15 protein-coding genes and 1 pseudogene are annotated in these 17,239 nt (G+C 47.9%); 2 read left to right on the top strand and 14 right to left on the bottom strand.

Annotated features, from left to right (window positions below; all coding sequences use genetic code 11):
• The 5 genes from GSF01_RS29970 to GSF01_RS28405 form a co-directional block, all read right to left on the bottom strand.
• On the bottom strand, positions 1–197 hold a 197-nt coding region (locus GSF01_RS29970), incomplete at its 3' end, for a hypothetical protein (protein ID WP_235941784.1).
• Between the two features lie 122 nt (positions 198–319).
• A complete protein-coding gene (locus GSF01_RS28420) occupies positions 320–778 on the bottom strand; it encodes a DUF2269 family protein (protein ID WP_268893749.1) in 459 nt (152 codons plus the stop codon).
• A gap of 34 nt (positions 779–812) precedes the next feature.
• Positions 813–1,757: an N-acetyl-gamma-glutamyl-phosphate reductase gene (gene argC, locus GSF01_RS28415; RefSeq protein WP_159888634.1), complete on the bottom strand. Its 945-nt coding sequence runs from the start codon at positions 1,755–1,757 to the stop codon at positions 813–815.
• 261 nt (positions 1,758–2,018) lie between these two features.
• Positions 2,019–7,730, bottom strand: coding sequence for an S-layer homology domain-containing protein (locus GSF01_RS28410; protein WP_159888633.1), 5,712 nt, complete (start codon positions 7,728–7,730; stop codon positions 2,019–2,021).
• A 490-nt stretch (positions 7,731–8,220) separates the two neighbouring features.
• Positions 8,221–8,613 (bottom strand): RidA family protein, encoded by a 393-nt coding sequence (locus GSF01_RS28405; protein ID WP_159888632.1) that lies wholly within the window; start codon positions 8,611–8,613, stop codon positions 8,221–8,223.
• A 104-nt stretch (positions 8,614–8,717) separates the two neighbouring features.
• Between GSF01_RS28405 and GSF01_RS28400 the strand changes: the two genes are divergently transcribed.
• On the top strand, positions 8,718–9,080 hold the full coding sequence (locus tag GSF01_RS28400) for a winged helix-turn-helix transcriptional regulator (protein WP_159888631.1): 363 nt from the start codon (positions 8,718–8,720) through the stop codon (positions 9,078–9,080).
• Between the two features lie 74 nt (positions 9,081–9,154).
• Here GSF01_RS28400 and GSF01_RS28395 read toward each other — a convergent pair whose 3' ends face one another.
• Positions 9,155–9,604 carry a MerR family transcriptional regulator gene (locus GSF01_RS28395; RefSeq protein ID WP_159888630.1) on the bottom strand — a complete coding sequence of 150 codons (450 nt, stop codon included), beginning with the start codon at positions 9,602–9,604 and terminating at the stop codon, positions 9,155–9,157.
• A gap of 176 nt (positions 9,605–9,780) precedes the next feature.
• Here GSF01_RS28395 and GSF01_RS28390 point away from each other — a divergent pair, with 176 nt between their 5' ends.
• Positions 9,781–10,632, top strand: a complete 852-nt coding sequence (locus GSF01_RS28390) for an aldo/keto reductase (RefSeq protein ID WP_159888629.1) — start codon at positions 9,781–9,783, stop codon at positions 10,630–10,632.
• A 483-nt stretch (positions 10,633–11,115) separates the two neighbouring features.
• Here GSF01_RS28390 and GSF01_RS28385 read toward each other — a convergent pair whose 3' ends face one another.
• The 8 genes and pseudogenes from GSF01_RS28385 to tnpC form a co-directional block, all read right to left on the bottom strand.
• Positions 11,116–11,796, bottom strand: a complete 681-nt coding sequence (locus GSF01_RS28385; RefSeq protein ID WP_159888628.1) for an MIP/aquaporin family protein — start codon at positions 11,794–11,796, stop codon at positions 11,116–11,118.
• Between the two features lie 64 nt (positions 11,797–11,860).
• The gene (locus tag GSF01_RS29455) at positions 11,861–12,727 is read right to left on the bottom strand and encodes an InlB B-repeat-containing protein (RefSeq protein ID WP_201305505.1); all 867 of its coding nucleotides are present in this window, start codon (positions 12,725–12,727) and stop codon (positions 11,861–11,863) included.
• Between the two features lie 395 nt (positions 12,728–13,122).
• A complete protein-coding gene (locus tag GSF01_RS28375) occupies positions 13,123–13,989 on the bottom strand; it encodes an alpha/beta hydrolase (RefSeq protein ID WP_159888627.1) in 867 nt (288 codons plus the stop codon).
• A 621-nt stretch (positions 13,990–14,610) separates the two neighbouring features.
• Positions 14,611–14,751, bottom strand: a complete 141-nt coding sequence (locus tag GSF01_RS30150; protein ID WP_268893750.1) for a thiol-disulfide oxidoreductase DCC family protein — start codon at positions 14,749–14,751, stop codon at positions 14,611–14,613.
• A 25-nt stretch (positions 14,752–14,776) separates the two neighbouring features.
• On the bottom strand, positions 14,777–15,004 hold the full coding sequence (locus GSF01_RS30145) for a thiol-disulfide oxidoreductase DCC family protein (protein WP_268893748.1): 228 nt from the start codon (positions 15,002–15,004) through the stop codon (positions 14,777–14,779).
• A 32-nt stretch (positions 15,005–15,036) separates the two neighbouring features.
• Entirely contained in the window at positions 15,037–15,438 is a 402-nt protein-coding gene (locus GSF01_RS28365) for a PH domain-containing protein (RefSeq protein ID WP_159888626.1), read from the bottom strand.
• 114 nt (positions 15,439–15,552) lie between these two features.
• Complete coding sequence (locus GSF01_RS28360) at positions 15,553–15,819, bottom strand: hypothetical protein (RefSeq protein ID WP_159888625.1); 267 nt, start codon at positions 15,817–15,819, stop codon at positions 15,553–15,555.
• 596 nt (positions 15,820–16,415) lie between these two features.
• Positions 16,416–17,150: pseudogene (gene tnpC / locus GSF01_RS28350) on the bottom strand (IS66 family transposase); the annotation flags it as partial.
• Positions 17,151–17,239: the final 89 nt, after the last annotated feature.

The raw sequence follows: 17,239 nt of genomic DNA, 5'->3' as shown, positions 1-17,239 counted from the left end.
TCATTCACGGGTGAAAGTTTCCGGCTCAAGCAAGCGATGGAGCGAATTCCGCAGTGACCATTCATCTGGCAAGCGGTCTCGGCATTTTTGGCAGCAAGTTTAAGCATTTTTCGCTTGCAAAAAACAGACATGGTGGTCCACAGACCATACCAAGGCAATACTCGCCCTGCACCAATAAAAGTAGCTAATGGCGACAATAAGTCGATAGATCCCCCCAGATCGCTATCACTTATGATAAGGTCCAGCTTAACGTTCATAACGGCGAAAAAGCGAAAGGAACTGGCCGCGGCAGCTCCTTTCGGTATTCTATACTAATTCGCTATATAGAACGCCACTTTGTTCCTCTTCTCTTCCCCCAAGGCTTGAAATAGGATATTACGACGATGAATAGGAGCGTGGCAAAGCAAATCGCAAGACCGATAAATAGCATCTGGCGATTTTGCAGGTAAAGCGGATTCTCCAGCGGATGCACATGTGACGAGAAAATAGCCTCAAAATGATCGTGCAGCCAGACTCTCATCATGGTTGCTCCGAACAATACGGCGGCTGCAGTCAATGTCAGCTTGGTTAAGATCCAGTAGTATTTCGTTAATCCCCAATGGGTTCTAACGGATAACCATACCCCGGTAAACAAGGTGCCACGGCCTCCTGGAATGAGGAAAAACCAGTCGAACAACTGAATGAACCAGTGAACCGCATAAATCAATCCTGCATCCTTCGTAAATGTCGTATATAACACAAGTACGAGCGTGCCGAACAATCCGCTGAAATAGATCAAGACGAAGAAGATGGGATTTTCGTTCTCATATTTCTTACTCCAGCCCTATCCCTTCGTCAAATCCGAGCATAATGTTCATATTTTGAATAGCTGCTCCTGATGCACCCTTCCCCAGATTATCAAATCTAGAAACGAGTACTATTTCATCTCTATGACCAAAAACAAATATGTCCAAATAATTTGTATTATTACATTGCATGAGATTAAAGAAACCGTCTTCTAGATATGCCTCAGAATCGTATGGCATAACTCGAATAAACCGTTCATCTTTATAATACGAGGCAAGCACTTCTTGAATATCTCTTGCCGTTGCATTCTTTGTAAACATTCTAGGAAAGAGAGGAATAGTAACTGCATCACCCTGATAATAGTTTCCAACTATAGGGGTGAATATTGGTGCTGAGTCTAAACCAGAATATAGTTTCATTTCTGGAAGGTGTTTGTGGTTAAGACTAAGAGCATATTGTCTTGGTGCGAAGAGCTGTTCTCTATTTGAGTTCTGATATTCAGATATAAGTTTCTTACCTCCACCACTGTATCCTGTAAGCGAATAGCAAGACACAGGGTAATCCCTTGGTATAATTCCTTCTGCTACCAAAGGGTGTATTGCTAATATATAGCCTGTAGCGTGGCATCCTGGAACAGATACCCTAGATGAATTTTGGATTGTATTTCTTTGATTTTTATGTAATTCTGGTAATCCGTATGTCCACTCCGAGTTCGTTCTAAAAGCAGTACTTGCATCAATTATTTTTGTCTTATTATTACTTACCATCGATACGGATTCTCTTGAAGCTGAATCTGGGAGACAAAGGAATACTAGGTCTACTTCATTTATTATTGCTCTACGAGCATCGTTATCCTTTCGCCTGTCCGATTCAATTTTGACTACTTCTACGTTAGAAATCTTAGACAGGTATTCATGTATCTTTATACCTGTTGTACCTTCTTGACCATCCACAAATATTTTATATTCCACTTTCCCCACCCCTCACCATTCAAGTTTATGTATTATTATAACCATATATGTATATATATTCAATGATTGTCCCCATTCTGTAAACAAAGGACCGTCCCTGAGTTTTCTACTCCAAAGACAGTCCCTGTTCAAGTACTCTATTTGGCATTATTGCTATCAATCAGTTTGGCTTGGACCGAGTTTATGTCCCGCGCAGAAAAAAGGAAGCCGGCGATAAAGGCCAGCTTCCTGCGTTAAGGTGAGTCTATCTTGCGGTTCGGCTTATTGCACGTCGTCTTGAATCGATTGAATCCAAGTCTCACTGCCGTCCGCATTGCGGATCGCTTCGTGGGAGAAGGTCGCTTCCTGGACTTCGCCGAAGCCCCAGTGAGAGGCCGGCATGTCCGGGAACAGCGGCTCCAGTCCGGCGAGCGGACCGCGGAACAGCATGCGGTTAATCATCGTGACGGCTTCGACGCGGATGATCGCGGCATCCGGTTTGAAGGTGCCGTCCTCATATCCGGACAGAAACCTTCCTTTGTACAGCGTCTCGACCGCGTCGGCCGCCCAATGCTCGGCGGTATCCGAGAAGTGCGGATCGGCGGCTGCGCTTGTCGCGATGCCGAGGTACCGCGCCATAACGATTGCGAGCTCACCGCGGCTTACTGGCGCTTCAGGCCGGAAAGTGCCGTCCTCGTAGCCTCCGAAGTAATTATACTTGGTCGCAATCCTGATGTAGTTGGCTGCCCAGTGATCTTCGGAGACATCGCTGTAAGGCAGCAGGGTGTTTAGCTTTTTGTTCTCGGTCAACCGGGCTACGATCGCTGCGAGCTCGGCGCGGGTAAGCGAATAGTTGGGCTTGAACTCGCCGTCCGGGAATCCGAGGATGTAGCGTTGGTGCTTCAAGTTGTCGAAGCGGTCGGAGAACACTCTAACTTTGACCGACGAATTCGCGGCAGCGGCCGCCGTGGAACCGCCCGAACCGGTAAAGGAACCCGGGATAGCGAATTCGCCTTCGGCATTAGCCAGCTGCGGCCATTCCACGGTGACATGGAAGGCGCCACCTTTTGCAGCTGCCAGATTCGTAACTTTCCAAGTGATCGTATTTCCCTTAACTTCCCCGCCATCGGCATCGATAATCTTGACGCCTTCAGGGAGCGTTACCGTTACCTCGCCGTTCGGCAAGCTTGCCGTGCCTTGATTTTTGTATTCGATCTTAACGATCGAACGGGTTCCTTCTTCGATCAGGTTCTTATCGACCGATACGTTCATCGCCAAGTCAGGTGTTCCGCTCGTGATATACCCAGAATACCCAGATGATTCGCTCGGGGAATCCTCGTACCGGATCGGGTCGAGCTGCAGATCATGCTTCACGATATCCCACTCAACGGAAAGAGTCGGACTGGTGTAGCTGGTGTATCCGTTTTTTGTCACGACCAGGTAGTAATCCGACTCCGGATAGACCATGTACGCATAAAAGCCGTAAATATCGCTTAACTGCTCGGGACTGGCATTATCGTTCGGAGCAAAGCCCGGAATGGCAGGGACGGTCACCTTCGTATTCGGCGTATTCCCTTTGCCGAGGTTACGTGCGGTATCCGCGTAATACAGGGTGACTTTCGCTCCTTCGATCATTTGCCCCGTGATTGCGTCGGTAATCGTACCGTACGGATCGACGAGCTCTTGGGTTACGTTCATTTCTCCATCATCGTTAACGGAGACGGTGCCCGTGCCCATGACGAGTTCAACGCCCGGCGCGGCCACATAGCGGATTTCCAGCGTATACTCGACGTTGGCAGCTAAACCCTCTGCGGTGAAAACGCCTTGCGGCTTCAGCGGGAATGCTTTAGGCGCGCCATTTTCCGAGATGTAATTGCCGGAGGCGTCCTTCAGATAAACAACCATGTTAGCCCGGACATCCTCATCGAGCAAGCTGCTCTTTCCGTCCGGCTGCAGGAATAACACCACGCCCGTTGCCGTTTTCTCGGAAATGAAGTTTTCCCCGGAGCCGTTGATTTTATCAACATTCGCTTTTTGCGTAAAAGTGATCTCTGTCTCTACGCCGCCGATCTCTACGGTTTGAGTAACGATCAGATCGTAGATCTTATCGCCGTAAGGAACAGGGACGGAGTAGGAGCCGTCCGCAGCTAGCGGAACATCTTCGATGAAATCCACACCAGGTTCAAGGATGCCGTCGCCGTTCAGATCCAGCATAATTTTTACTTTGGCGTCCGCGATCGGCGCGTGGCCGGCGCCCTGCGTCAGCAAGCCTTGTACTCGCGCAGGCTGGAAGACGATCGTGATGTCATCCTTGGCGGATAAGCCTCTGCTCACGTCGCGCACGGTTGTGGATAGTTGCACCTGCTGCTCACCCACGCCGGTAATTCGCGCCGATTTGTACGTAACAACCGCGATGCCTTCCGAGTTGGTGACGGCGGTGATGACGCCGCCAACGTCGTTGCCGTTGGCATCGACAAATGTGCCTACTCCGGCAGGAGCCTCAAATTTGACAGTGACACCCGCGAGAGGCGTGCCATCCTCGGCAGTTACCTTCGCCGTCAATTCCGTCGTCGTTTTGCCATCGCCGACGATTTTGTCCGGATCGGCCGTCAAGGCGACATTCGTTTTCAGAACGACGAAGTCGTTGTCGGCTAAGCGCGATGCCGGTTCCGGGGCCAGGGCCGTCTGATTCGCCGCAGGGATCGCCTGGAAGCTTACGTGATAGGAGCCGGGCGTCGTTTCTTTCGCCAGCGTAACGGTCTTCGTCCAAAGCTTGAAGCCGTCTGCGGCATAAGTGTCCGGGTTGGCAAGCGTCAGATTTACATTCAGCCCGTTAACATCGGCAATGACGCTATCAGCCCAGATGCTGCTAACCGCAGAGAGCTTGAGCGGTGCGTCCGGCAGAGCTTTGAACGGAGTCGGGCCGCCTTGCCCTTTATCTCCGACCCAGCCGTCGAGCGCCTTGTGCACCCGAATCTCTACGGTTGCCGGAGCGCTTTCCTGCCCTTGACCGTCGATGGCGATATAAGTGAAGCTGTCGGCGCCCGTGAAGCCCGGATTCGGCGTATAAATCCACTGATCGCCGCCTAATTTCGTAAGTGTTCCGTATCTCGGATTGGAGACGATGCCGTATACGACTCCTGTTACGTTGTCATCCGTCCCCTTGAGCGTAATGGCAAGGGTGGGGTTACCTTCTTGCGATTCTGCGAGGATCGGTTGTGCGACAGGTTTACCGTCGTAAGAGATCTGTACGGTGCCCGGCTGCTCGGATTCCATCTTACCGTCATGTGCGATCCACGGGAACGTAACCGTGCCGCCGTTCGGCAATTCGGCCGACGGTGCGAACTTGAGCGTATCCAACTGGCTCGGAGTCAGCGTGGCGGCTTGTCCGGGGTTCAGGTAAACCGCGTCGGTCACTCCCGTATAAAACAACTCGCCTTTGCTCGCAAAATCGCTCGGAAGCGTGATTTTTACCTGCGTCAGAACATCACCGCTGTCGGGATCATGGAATGCCGGATGCGTTCTGAAATCGTCAGCGTTGAACGAGACGATCTGGCCGGTCAATCCCGCTTTTTCGATCAGCCCGGCAACGGGCGGCGCGTTGATGACGATCGTTACGTTTTCAGGACCCTTCGCGTACTGGGTACCGTCCTTACCACTCCACTTGAACGTGACGGTTCCGGTTTGCCCGTTATCCGGAACAAAGGTTAGTTTGTTCAGTTGGGCGGCCGGAATAGCTTGCCCCTCGGTAACCGATACGCCATCCAGCAGAAGTTGACCGGTAGTCGGCAGACCCGTCAACGTGACCTCCGTGAGAGGTTCGTTATCCGTGTAGGCGTCGGTAAACAAGGCCGGTGTAAAGGATACAGGGCTGGTTCCCTTATTCACATGAATCGTGATTGGTCCAACTACCGGCGCAGGATTGGCCGTAATCGTGAACGTGGCAGGCGCCGCAGCATAGTTGGCGCCGTCCGAACCATTCCATTTAAAGGAATCACTGCCAACCAAACCTGTACTGCCGTTAGGGATATAGAACAGTTTATCCAGGTCAATCACGGTTATCTGCTGGCCGATTGTTACGTCTGTTCCATTGAATTGCAGCTTGCCGTTAACCGGAAGCGATACGATCTCCACGCTTTGCAGCGCCGCTCCGTTAGCGATCTGGCCGCCTGGCTTGTAGAACCTGCTGCGGAAGTCGCTGTCCGTCAACGGTGTTGGAGCATATTGGGCAACATTCTGTTTTGTGATAGCTCCAACGACCGGCTTGATATCGTAGTTGATCGTGATCGTACCGCTTGTTTTAGACGGCTCTTTGCCGTCGTGCGCGTACCATCCGATCGTTACCGTTTCGCCCTCGAAGGCCGGATTCGGTATGAATTCCAGATCGGCGAGGTCGCCAGCAGGGTAAAACTTGTGTTCTTCTACGATGCTGCCCTTCAGCTTCAGTACACCTTCAGCTGCGGGTGGCAGGGTGAAGGAAACGCTGGTCAGCTCGTCGCCGATATCGCGATCTCCGAATTTATCCGAAAAGTCGGCTGTTGCGAACGTGATGGTGTCACCTGTAGTAGCGTTTTTCTCGACATTGCCCGCAGTAGGAGCCGCGTTGATCGTAACCGAAACAATTGCATCGTCGGATGCATATGCCATTCCATTGAAGCCATTCCATTTGAAATCCGCGGTTCCCGTGAAATCGGAAGCCGGTTCGAAAGTAAGTTTGCCGAGGTCGCCTGCGCTAATCTCTTGACCAGGCGTAACATCCGTTCCGTTAAGCTTGAGAAAGCCGTGAGATTCGTCAGGCAAAGTGACGATCTTGACCGTTTGCAGGCGCTTCCCGAGCGGGAGGTTGTTCAAGCGCACAAAACGTTTCTTGAAATCGTCTGCCGTGAAGGAGACAGCAGCACCTTCGATACCCGATTTGCTGATGTTTTTTACAGCCGGTTCGACCGGGTCAGTTGTAGACACGGACAGGAGATGCTGCGCCTCCCGAGGGTTTGTCGGGTCGGGTTCGCTTAGCTGACCGCTAGGGGCTGAAGACCCGCCTCCGCCGTCTTCGAACAGTATAATATTGATTTTGTATACTTTGTTCGCTAGGATGGAAGCGTCGATAAGGTCGATGCTCCAATCTTCCTCTTCGCCTTCCACTGCATTTGGAACGTAATTTTTCTTCGTGACAAGGTTACGTTCAACCCCGTTTACCGTTTCGATCAGATTGATCTCTAAGGAATATTTGCCCGACTCTTTCGGCAGGAAGCTTGTATTGACGGTAGCCTTGCCATTAGCGACAGTGAGTGTAGCGTCCGTAACCTCGGCTTTCTTGCGGTGTCCCCCGTCAATGATGAGTTGAGCCCAGTCGACCGTAACTTGCCAACCGGCGTTATAATATGCCGTATTCTGATAATAGTGATGAACCGTTACTCCGACATAATTGTCGCCCAATGCCACGGAATTCATATTCGGCAGCTGCAGAACCGAAGTGTTCCAGGTTTGGTTATTGCCGGAAAGCGCTCCGATATAGTAGTCCGGGTTCATCTCCTTGTGCCAGTTGGTATACGCGGCAGGCCAAGGGTTATAGTCCGCCTTTTTATACCACGGCGTGTACGGGCCGCCAAGATTGATGACATCAGGACTGCTCGACATGTACACACGGTCCCATTCTCCTGTACCGGACTTGTTATTGACGTTATATTCGTCTACGTCAAAAGCCCGGACGAGCAGGTGCGCGCTCTCTTTCGGAAGCTGATCGACATTCTTAATAACGAACTCGATCGGATACTGAGAGGAGCTTTGCGTGATGCCTGTATCTAAATCCTTCGTCTCGCCGGTTTTTGGAAACCAGTTATCGTCATCCGTGAAATAGGTCCCGCCTAAAGCTCCCTCAAGCGCCCCCGTGCTGGCCGCCCCCACAGACAGAGACGCGGGCATTATGGCCCCCAGCGCGATGATCAGCGCCAGAAACGCAGAGTGCAAGGGACTACCAAATCGTTTTTTCCTCATGATCTTGTTTCTCCTTTTTCCCAATATGGATACAATGAGCACAAGTATACTATAGTGCTCTGAACAAAAACTGGACAAAAAACGACTTCATTGCGCGTATATCCGCGAATGAAGTCGTTTTTGTCGCCTGGTCTGTTGAAAAGATTCTGATGCGTCCGAGAAGGCGCCAGTTTATCCGGGCTGCGAGAAGCGGAAGGTTCGGTATAGCCGAATTTCTTCAGCACGCGTGTCAGCAAGACGGCCATTTCCTGGCGGGTGATCGGCGCGTCGGGATCGAACGAATCGGCCGATTTGCCTTAGATCAACCCGGCGGCGTAGGCGGATGCCATATCATCCGCCTAGATGCCAGTCCGAAATATCGCACGGCCCAGGCGGCAAACTGCTTGCGGTTAATCCGGTGCTGTGCTGTCCTCGGTGTGAATCACACCCCTTATCGCTAAGAAAAGACTCTCTTCAAGCAGACTCAATCCGTCAGCGATGACCGCGTTCCTTAGTTCGTGTGAGCGACAGCGCTGATTTCAATCAATTGCTCAGGGAACGCCAGCGCTGTCACGCCAATGAGACTGCCGGCGGGACGGTGCTGTCCCATATATTCTTTAAACACCTGGATGCAAGGCTCGAAATGCTCCTTCACGTCTGTCAGGTAAATCTCAACATAGGCAAGGTTTGACTTCGTGACACCGAACCCCGCCAGTACGCGATCTAGATTTTCAAGCGTCTGCCTGGTCTGCGCCTCGATGTCTCCCGCACCGACGAATGTGCTCTGCATATCGTGGGAAAATTGACCCGAGATATAGATCGTGCCGTTAATCGAATACCCCTGGGATATGCCGCTCCCTTCCTCCCATGCAACACCGTGATCGAACGTTTTTGCTACCCTCATTTTTATTCTCCTTTCGTTCAAAGTATGGTTAGTATAAGATAATGGCAAACAAAAAAGTAGTACGCACTTTTTAGAAAGGTACTACCAGAAAGGATAGTGTCAGCATGGGTATGTTTGAATACAGGGGCCAAGTGAAGCATCTTCAAGACACTCCCTTCGGTTATACGTTGTCTGTCATTGGTGGCAAGTGGAAGATGGTAATTATTTACCTCCTAGCGGAGAACGAACCGGTTCGATTTAACGATCTGAAGAGACAAATCGGGGCGATCACGTATAAAACACTGAGTTCACAGCTTAAGGAGCTGGAGCTGGATGGGATGGTGGAACGGAAAGAATATCCCCAAATCCCCCCGAAAGTTGAGTACCGACTTACAGATAAAGCGAAAACCTTACTCCCCATTCTAGAAGGATTATGTGAGTGGGGAGCGCAACACCGATCTCCCAATATAATAAAAAAAGACATATGACCACGGTCTGTCATACATCTTCATTTCAATCGGGTCAGATGGGCACCTATCTGTCTTGAATGATTATATTTCCCTCATGCTTTACGAACAGATGGCGAATAAAACACGTCACTATGCATATGCAGAATTTTGTCCCAGTTGCCGGGATTAGTCGTGTCTGGAGAGCGGTGCTCTAGAATGTCCTGATATAGGGCTGTTTTTTCCTCCAAATGGGCAACGTGCCGTTTGGCTTCCTCGAGCTTAGCAAGCGCCTCTTCTTTATGTTCCATCATGAGTGTATAGCGTTGCGGAATGGTCGAATCCCCTTCGAGACATAAATCGACGTACTTTTTAATGACTTCAATGGGCATCCCGGATTGCTTGAGGCATTTGACGCCATGCAGCCAGTTGATCGATTCTTCGTCGAACAACCGGATATTATTCTCATTGCGCTGTACGCTTGGTACCAGACCTTTATCTGTGTAAAAGCGCACGGCGTGCTCGGTGAGTCCTGTTATCTGGGCGGCTTCTTTAACCGTATGCATGTGAAATCCTCCTAGGAAAAAAATTTTTAAAGACAGCTTGACTTCGTGTAACACGAAGGCTCTAAGCTGATTGTAATGCAAATCGGCTATAAGCGGAATCCCCGTTCTGCAGAAACCGTTCCCTCGGGATTCACGGCCGTTTGCCGTTATTCATTTGAACAATAGGAGGAATTACAATGCAAACCGTAACGTTGAACAACGGAGTGAAAATGCCGATCATCGGCTTCGGTGTCTACCAAGTTCCCGATGCTGAGGAATGCGAGCGCGCAGTATACGAAGCACTAATGACCGGTTACCGCCTGATCGATACCGCCGCCGGTTATCTGAACGAGGAAGCGGTCGGACGCGCGATTAAGCGCAGCGGCGTACCGCGTGAGGAGCTGTTCATCACGACCAAACTTTGGGTTCAGGATGCCAGCTACGAGAGTGCCAAGCTGGCGTTTGCTAAATCCTTGAAGAAGCTGCAACTCGACTATCTCGATCTGTACCTTATTCATCAGCCGTTCGGCGATTACTACGGTGCTTGGCGCGCGATGGAAGAGCTGTACCGCGAAGGCAAAATTAAGGCAATCGGGGTCAGCAACTTCCTGCCCGACCGTCTGATGGACCTCATCGTGCATAATGAAATCGTGCCCGTCGTCAACCAGATCGAAACGCACCCGTTCTATCAGCAGACGGAAACCACCACTTTTATGAAAGAGCTGGGAGTTCAACACCAGTCGTGGGCGCCGTTCGCTGAAGGACGGGGCAACATGTTCGATAACAAACTGCTGACCTCGATTGCTGTTAAACACAACAAGTCCGTCGCCCAAGTCGTGTTGCGCTGGCTTGTTCAGCGCGAAGTCGTTGTCATTCCAAAATCGGTGCGCAAAGAGCGGATCGTAGAAAACTTCGATATTTTCGACTTTGAGTTAAGCGCAGACGATATGGAACAAATTTCGACCCTCGATACGCGGGAAAGTCTCTTCTTATCGTACCGCGACCCAGAAGTCGCCAAGTTGATGGGCAACTGGAAAGTCGATCTGTAAACCTCGGCTGAAACACGAATTCCTTACGCATATATCTCCGTCTATGAAGAAAGTATAGGGCGAATATAGGGCGAATGCCCTGTACTTTCTTGGATTAGATAGCAAATTATAAAATCTTGTCCATGCAATTTTTCGCCGTCACTTATGATACGGTTCAGCCTAACGGGTCTATCGGCGAAAAACCCGCCGCGGCGCGTAATCGCCACCCTTTCTCTGCTTATAAAGAAGCCAAAGCCTTTATACCATGCGCAAAATCTTGACAAGAATTAAGGATACTTTGCCTGAATACAGATGAAAAAAATCGAGCCACAGCCCGGAATCGCGGCAGTGGCCCGTGTTTAAGGAAAATAAAGATTTCAAAGTGCAATTAAAATAATTACTATTCAAAAACCCGATTAAGCGCCGAGCCCGGCAGCCTTCGTCCCGCTGCAGGCGGTAGACGCAGCAGCTAGGGTAGCGCGGCGTCTACCTTTCGGCGAATCGCTAGGCTTTGCGAACGTTCAGCAGCCGGTAAGCGGCCGCCGCCAGCAGTGCCCCGAGGAACGGAGCCGTGACGAAAACCCACAGCTCGGACCATGCTTCTCCCCCGAGCAGGATCGCCGGTCCAAAACTTCTCGCCGGATTGACCGAAGTCCCCGTCAAGCCGATGCCGAGAATATGTACGAACGCGAGCGTCAAGCCGATGACCAGCCCGGCGACTCTACCGTTGCCGGACTCCGAGGTCACGCCGAGAATGGCGTAGACGAAAACGAACGTCAAGACAATCTCCACCACAAAGGCCATCAACGCCGTAATGCCGATGCCGTAGCCTGCGCCGAAACCGTTCTGACCGAGGCTTGTCACCGCCTTGCCCGTCGAGTCGATGATCGCGTATAGCAGCGCCGAGCCGGCGACAGCACCGGCGACCTGGGCGACGACGTAGCCGACGAAATTTTTGGCAGAAAGCTTCCGGCTGACAAGCATGGCGAGCGATACGGCAGGATTGACGTGACAGCCGGAAATCGGGCCGATTGCGTAGGCGAGCGCCACGATCGACAGGCCGAAAGCCATTGCGATGCCCAGATACCCCAGCTCGCCCCCCGCCGTGGCTGCACTTCCGCAGCCGAACAGAACGAGCACGAACGTGCCGATGAATTCGGCCACATACTTTTTAAATGATTGCAATTCAATCCCTCCCAAGATCGGTTTGCTCTCATTATATGCTGGAAATCTAGACAGATTCTAAACATTAGCGCGATAACGGCTGCAGGCTCTGTTGTGAGCTTACAGCTGTATTGTGCGGCTTCGCCAAACGCAACTGGGCGGACGGGATTGCAGGTGACCAGCCTGCAAACTTATAGCCTTCACGTACTGGGTCAGGCGGTATGTCGTAAGCATTTTCTGCAGGCAAATATATGATTTGTGGAGTATTATCAGTAAAAGTTCCTCCACCCAAATCAAATTTCAGTTCATACTTACGATCTAGGTATTGCTTCACTACAAGATTTTTAGAATTGCTAGGACTTACCCTAATTATATAATCCGTTGGAAGACCCCAGTCATCCGCTAGTGCATACTCGTTAGGACTGTTATAATAACCTGCCGCATGTAAACGAGCATTGAACTCTGTGAATGCAGTTGCCAAATAAATTTCACTACCGACTTTCGAGAATGGCTCCTCGTAGCTATCTCTCGAATAAAATTTTACAAGTACCCTCATATCCTTCTTCACATCGAAATAGGCAGTATAGGTTTTCGTTTCAGCTGGGACAACCTCATCAATTGATTCCCACCCAAGGAAAGTAAGACCTGCAATATTCGTCACATAGCTCGGAACATTCAATCTTTCCCCATACTTCATAAATTCAATATATGTGCCTGAGAAAGGTGGTACATAACCTGTTGCAATAGACATCATAACATGAGTTAATTGCTCATTCTCCTGCTCTCGAGCACTGGGCTTGCGGTTTAGCCACTTGTAATAGCTTGAGCGCGGGATTCTTGCCATTTCACACAACAGTTGCACGCCAAATAACGCTTCTTCTTGAAGCGACTGAATGGCAAGGTAGATGTGCTTAAGCTGATCCAGTTGCTTCTCGTTCGCGTATCGCTTCATCTTGTCCATCGCCCGGGTTAAATCAACTTAGGGGTAACCAGCCTCCTTAGCAAATATCGAGGCATGGATCAACGCCTTCTGTTCCTCGATATCGAAGAAGAGCGGGGAGTCGGTAAAACGGCTTAGGATGCTATAGCCGCCGTTCGGGCCTAGGCTTTCTTTCCAAAGAAGCATACCTAATCTATTCCGAACTCATAATAAGTATAATCCTATATCCCTTACAAATGCATTCAGTTATTCCAATCCGTTTCAGTGGTGACTTGTCTGCGAAATAATCAGAAGCAATTTTCGCCGTCACTTATGATAAGGTTCTCCGCGCTATCTGTAGCGGAAATTTTTAGGACCATCCTTTGCGGATGGTCCTTTCATCGAAAGATTGGATTAACGTTTCCCGTCTAGTTTAATGATGCTTTTAAAATCTCCTCCCATTTTGACAGATAAAGCAAATGTCCTTCATCATCAAATATTGAGTAGTTGCTATTAACATATTTCCCCCGAAGGTAATTCGAAGTTGCGAGTGTCCATACTTCATCCCTTCCGCCTTGCCAAATATTCACTCTGTGGCAATATGTGGTAAATTGGGGGTATTTCCCGCATAAGGCAACTGCATCATAAAATACAGCGGTTCCCCGGTTGTGGTAAGCCTCGATTGCACCCTTAGTAATAACTGGTTTCATCATCGGATCAAGCGCAATTTTTTTGTCAGCGTCAACCATTTGTCCAATAGATTTTTTCAGTGTAACTTCGAAGTTTTTACTTAAATCTTTACTAAGCTTTTGAAAAAATAATTTGGTTAAAAACGGTATGTATTTATTCATCACTCGTATTATTTTCCAATTGGTTGGAAGAAAGGCTTCGGACTCTCTACCATCTAGTGGTATTGCGCTACTAACTAAATTGAGTGAGTTCACTTTATCTGAATATTTATCTGCGAACACTTGGCTATATAACCCTCCAGCTGACCATCCAATAACGGCAACTTTTCGGATACCTAGAGAAGTTAGTAACTCGTTCACATCATCTGCAACATCTTCTAGAGAGTATTTTTGCTTTACTTCAGATTCTCCGTAACCAGGACGGTTAACAGCAATGAAGCGGATATTGTACTTATTTAATAAATTTACGTCTGGATGAACAGCACTGGCTGACGAGCCGAATCCATGAAAAAAGATAATGGTATTCTCATTCTCATCTCCGTAAATTTTATATGATACCTTTCTAGAGTCACGTAGATTTGCTAATGAATCAATAAAGGTGGTCAACAATATTACCTCTTCTCAACGTTTATCTTCAAAAAATTCTACGTATCCTGCCTATATTCCTTCCCAACAATACTGCCTGTTCGTAATATGAGGTCAACTCAAGCAATCACATTAAAAAACTTGCCGTTACTTGTGATACGGTTCACCGTAACAGGGCTATCGGCGAAAAATCCGCTTAAGTGTGCGTGCGGCAGTATTGCAGCCTTTTAAGTTTTTGCTGCCTAAAGCTCTGCAACATGGAGCTTACCAAGCTATTGTCAAATGCCAAGAAAGCACCGAAGCAAACGGCCAATTTCTACATAGCTCCTCCCGAATCATACACCGGATTCAAGCTTTTTAATAATTTGGTTCCTCACTTATGCTTTTTCGAATTGGGCTCTTTATGATGTTTTAACCGAGCATGGGATTGACTCTAGCAAGGAGGGCTTCTAACTCCAACTTTATGATTGCTGGACTAGGGGTGCTGACACCTCCCTACAGAGTGATTTCGTGTAATCAGCGTTGTCATAATAAATCACCAATCCCTGTTCAGGTTTGGAGGGTGAATTTCCCCTGTAACACAAGCTTAATAGCATCTAACATCTCACCCTGTTCTTCTTCCGCATACCCTATTTCTTTTTATTATTCTAAAAATCTTTTTCCTAATTCAGGAGTAGGTAATGTACAATTTTCACTTTTGCCAAACCATTTGTATCTATTCTTCGAAAAATAGATATAGAAATAATCCCGTATAGGTTTGGGTACTACTACTAGTAAATAAATGAATCTCCACAGGCCTTTCAGCCTTCTACTTATTTGAAGAGGAAGCCTCTGAGTAACTATAGATACGATTATTATCTAGAAGAATAATTGTTTCCATAATATTAGGGATTTTATACTCATTCATAAGCTTCAATCCGATCTCACTCTGTAAAGATGCAAATGAATAATAGCCATCTCTATCTTGTTTTATGATAAATTGAATAGTTCGATTACAGAAATGACAAATTCCGTCGTACAAAATAACACTTGGCATCTTTCTCATTCCTTTGTGAAACCTAATTTTAATCATAAATTTTCTAGCTTCAAATTGGTGCATCGCTTAAGAAGTTCATCAATAAACAACTGTTTATTTGCAGGAGATATTTTCACTTCACCATGTTTATGAATCACATCAATTCCATCAAAAGAAGATAAAACCCGAAACCCAGATAAATATTGCTTCGTTTTTGCTAGCTTATGAATTTCATCATAGGGAATATCAGTTTTTATAAATCCTGCCTTTATCGTAAGATGTTTTTCTCTCAGGGTATATCTAATATTTAGACATATCCATCCACAACCGACTGTCAGTAAGAGGCCAAATATAACCGTTAATAATAGCCCCGTAGTTACTTCATGATTCATATACATCTTAATCGCAGGAACAACAAATATAGAAGCAGATAGTCCAATAATAACTAATGTCATTAAATTGAATCTAAGATCACGCTTACTTTTAAAAATAATGCTGACCGCCTCCCACTCACTTAGATTAGTTGTTATAACCGACATTTACACTTAAATTATATACCGTCTATAAGTCTATAACATTGAAACTATGTTTTTAACAAATACTTCATTACTCAAACTTCCACCGTTACTTCCAAATTTACTCACGGCACCAGCAGTAGTCTGTACGGCTGCCGCGTAAAAGTATACAGCTCCTGCTGCAACCTGTGCGACAACTGCTGCATAGAACAATGCAACCAATCCAATTACTAGACATTGTCCAGTTGCAGAGCCAGCCTGTAAACTTTCTAAATCATTTGTTGCTATATCCAGGCGCTCGACTTTTGGATTTTGGACCAAAAAAAACGTTATCTTAGTCTTCAGTCAGAAAGTACATCAGTGTTTATGTAATGCTAGTGGTTGTACAAGAAAATTGTACCATTCCGTGTATGATATACCAAAATTACTTTTTTCAATATATGGTATATAACATTGTCTCATTTTGCTCAATCTCATGTGATTTAGATTTTCATTAAAGAAAAAGTTTTGGCTCTTCGCTCTATCGAATGAGTAACTAAGACTAGTATGATCCTGCTATATAAGTTGAACCAATGATACTCACTATATCCGTATGCATAAACCGATCAATATATATAAACTAGACAGCAAAAAAGGAGGTTTCTTAGTTGTATGACGACCAGCAGAAGGAAGTTCAGCCCAGAAGAGAAAAAGCGAATTGTACTGGAAATTCTGAAGGAAGAAAAGTCGGTGTCGCAGAACGCTACGGACTAGCACCTTGATCAGAGCCTGGAGATTGGTATTGTTCTTGAGACGATGAAACGAGTACTAGCTAGGCGAAACCAGGTATTGTGAACAGCGATCATAGGTAAGCGTCAAACATCCCGGTGTATTGAAAAAGAAAAGCCCATGGTTCATGAGGATCCACAGGCTCTGCGTTATGTACTATGTTGTTGAACTGCCGGACTCCATGGAAGGTACGCATCAAGTAGTTCCGGCCGTTGACGAAATGCAATCCCTGGTAACTGTTGCAACAGATAGACTAGATATTTGTAGGGGTTCAATCCATTTGCCTTTGCTATCTCTACGATGCTGTAGATCGCTGCACTTGCGGTTGCCCCCGTGGGCTGCCGCTGAATAACCAGTTTTTACGTCCTACTGTAAGGGTCGGATGCTGTTTTCAGCTAGATTGTTCGAGATCACACAGTTCCCATCTTGTAAGTAATTCATCAACTCTTGTCTGTGGTTACGTGCATACTTCAGCGCTTCGCCTAGCTTGGATTTGGGAAGAACTTTACCTTTGGCCGTTTCGATCCATGGCCAAAAAGCATCGAGTACAGGCTTTTCCTGCACCAGACGTTGTTCCTTTCGTTCTTCAGCGGTATGTGACGTGAGCTGTGCCTCCAGCTCAAAAAGCTTGTTGCAATAGGCTACCCCAACACTAGCAAGGGACTCTTCCGGATGCTTCACTTCCGGTGGTAATGCCTCGACAAACTTACGCCGAAGATGTGCCCAACATAGGCAAGAGATCGTCCCTGCCAGATTCGCATATCCGGAGTAGGCATCGCTGTGTAAATATCCCTTGAACCCTTTCAGGAATGCTTGCGGGTATTCGCCCCTCGTCCTGGTTGGTACGTAAGCGTCAAACCCAACCCACCTTCTACCTCACGGCCAATCATGAGAAGATAAGGGCAACCCAATCAAACAGGAGGTTGCCCCATGTCGAACAAAGAGCAGCGTCGAAAGGAATGGTCCGGACGTA

It is taken from the genome of Paenibacillus puerhi (assembly GCF_009846885.1).
Taxonomy (GTDB): Bacteria; Bacillota; Bacilli; order Paenibacillales; family NBRC-103111; genus Paenibacillus_G; species Paenibacillus_G puerhi.
The sequence above is the reverse complement of the archived record's forward strand: the minus strand, read 5'-3'. Positions and strand labels throughout refer to the sequence as shown.

What these genes read in the sequence shown, in the direction of transcription:
- GSF01_RS28410 (WP_159888633.1), bottom strand. Translation starts at nt 7,730, where the DNA reads ATGAGGAAAAAACGATTTGGTAGTCCCTTGCACTCTGCGTTTCTGGCG.
- GSF01_RS28405 (WP_159888632.1), bottom strand. Translation starts at nt 8,613, where the DNA reads ATGAGGGTAGCAAAAACGTTCGATCACGGTGTTGCATGGGAGGAAGGG.
- GSF01_RS28400 (WP_159888631.1), top strand. Translation starts at nt 8,718, where the DNA reads ATGGGTATGTTTGAATACAGGGGCCAAGTGAAGCATCTTCAAGACACT.
- GSF01_RS28395 (WP_159888630.1), bottom strand. Translation starts at nt 9,604, where the DNA reads ATGCATACGGTTAAAGAAGCCGCCCAGATAACAGGACTCACCGAGCAC.
- GSF01_RS28390 (WP_159888629.1), top strand. Translation starts at nt 9,781, where the DNA reads ATGCAAACCGTAACGTTGAACAACGGAGTGAAAATGCCGATCATCGGC.
- GSF01_RS29455 (WP_201305505.1), bottom strand. Translation starts at nt 12,727, where the DNA reads ATGAAGCGATACGCGAACGAGAAGCAACTGGATCAGCTTAAGCACATC.
- GSF01_RS30145 (WP_268893748.1), bottom strand. Translation starts at nt 15,004, where the DNA reads ATGCCAAGTGTTATTTTGTACGACGGAATTTGTCATTTCTGTAATCGA.
- GSF01_RS28365 (WP_159888626.1), bottom strand. Translation starts at nt 15,438, where the DNA reads ATGACATTAGTTATTATTGGACTATCTGCTTCTATATTTGTTGTTCCT.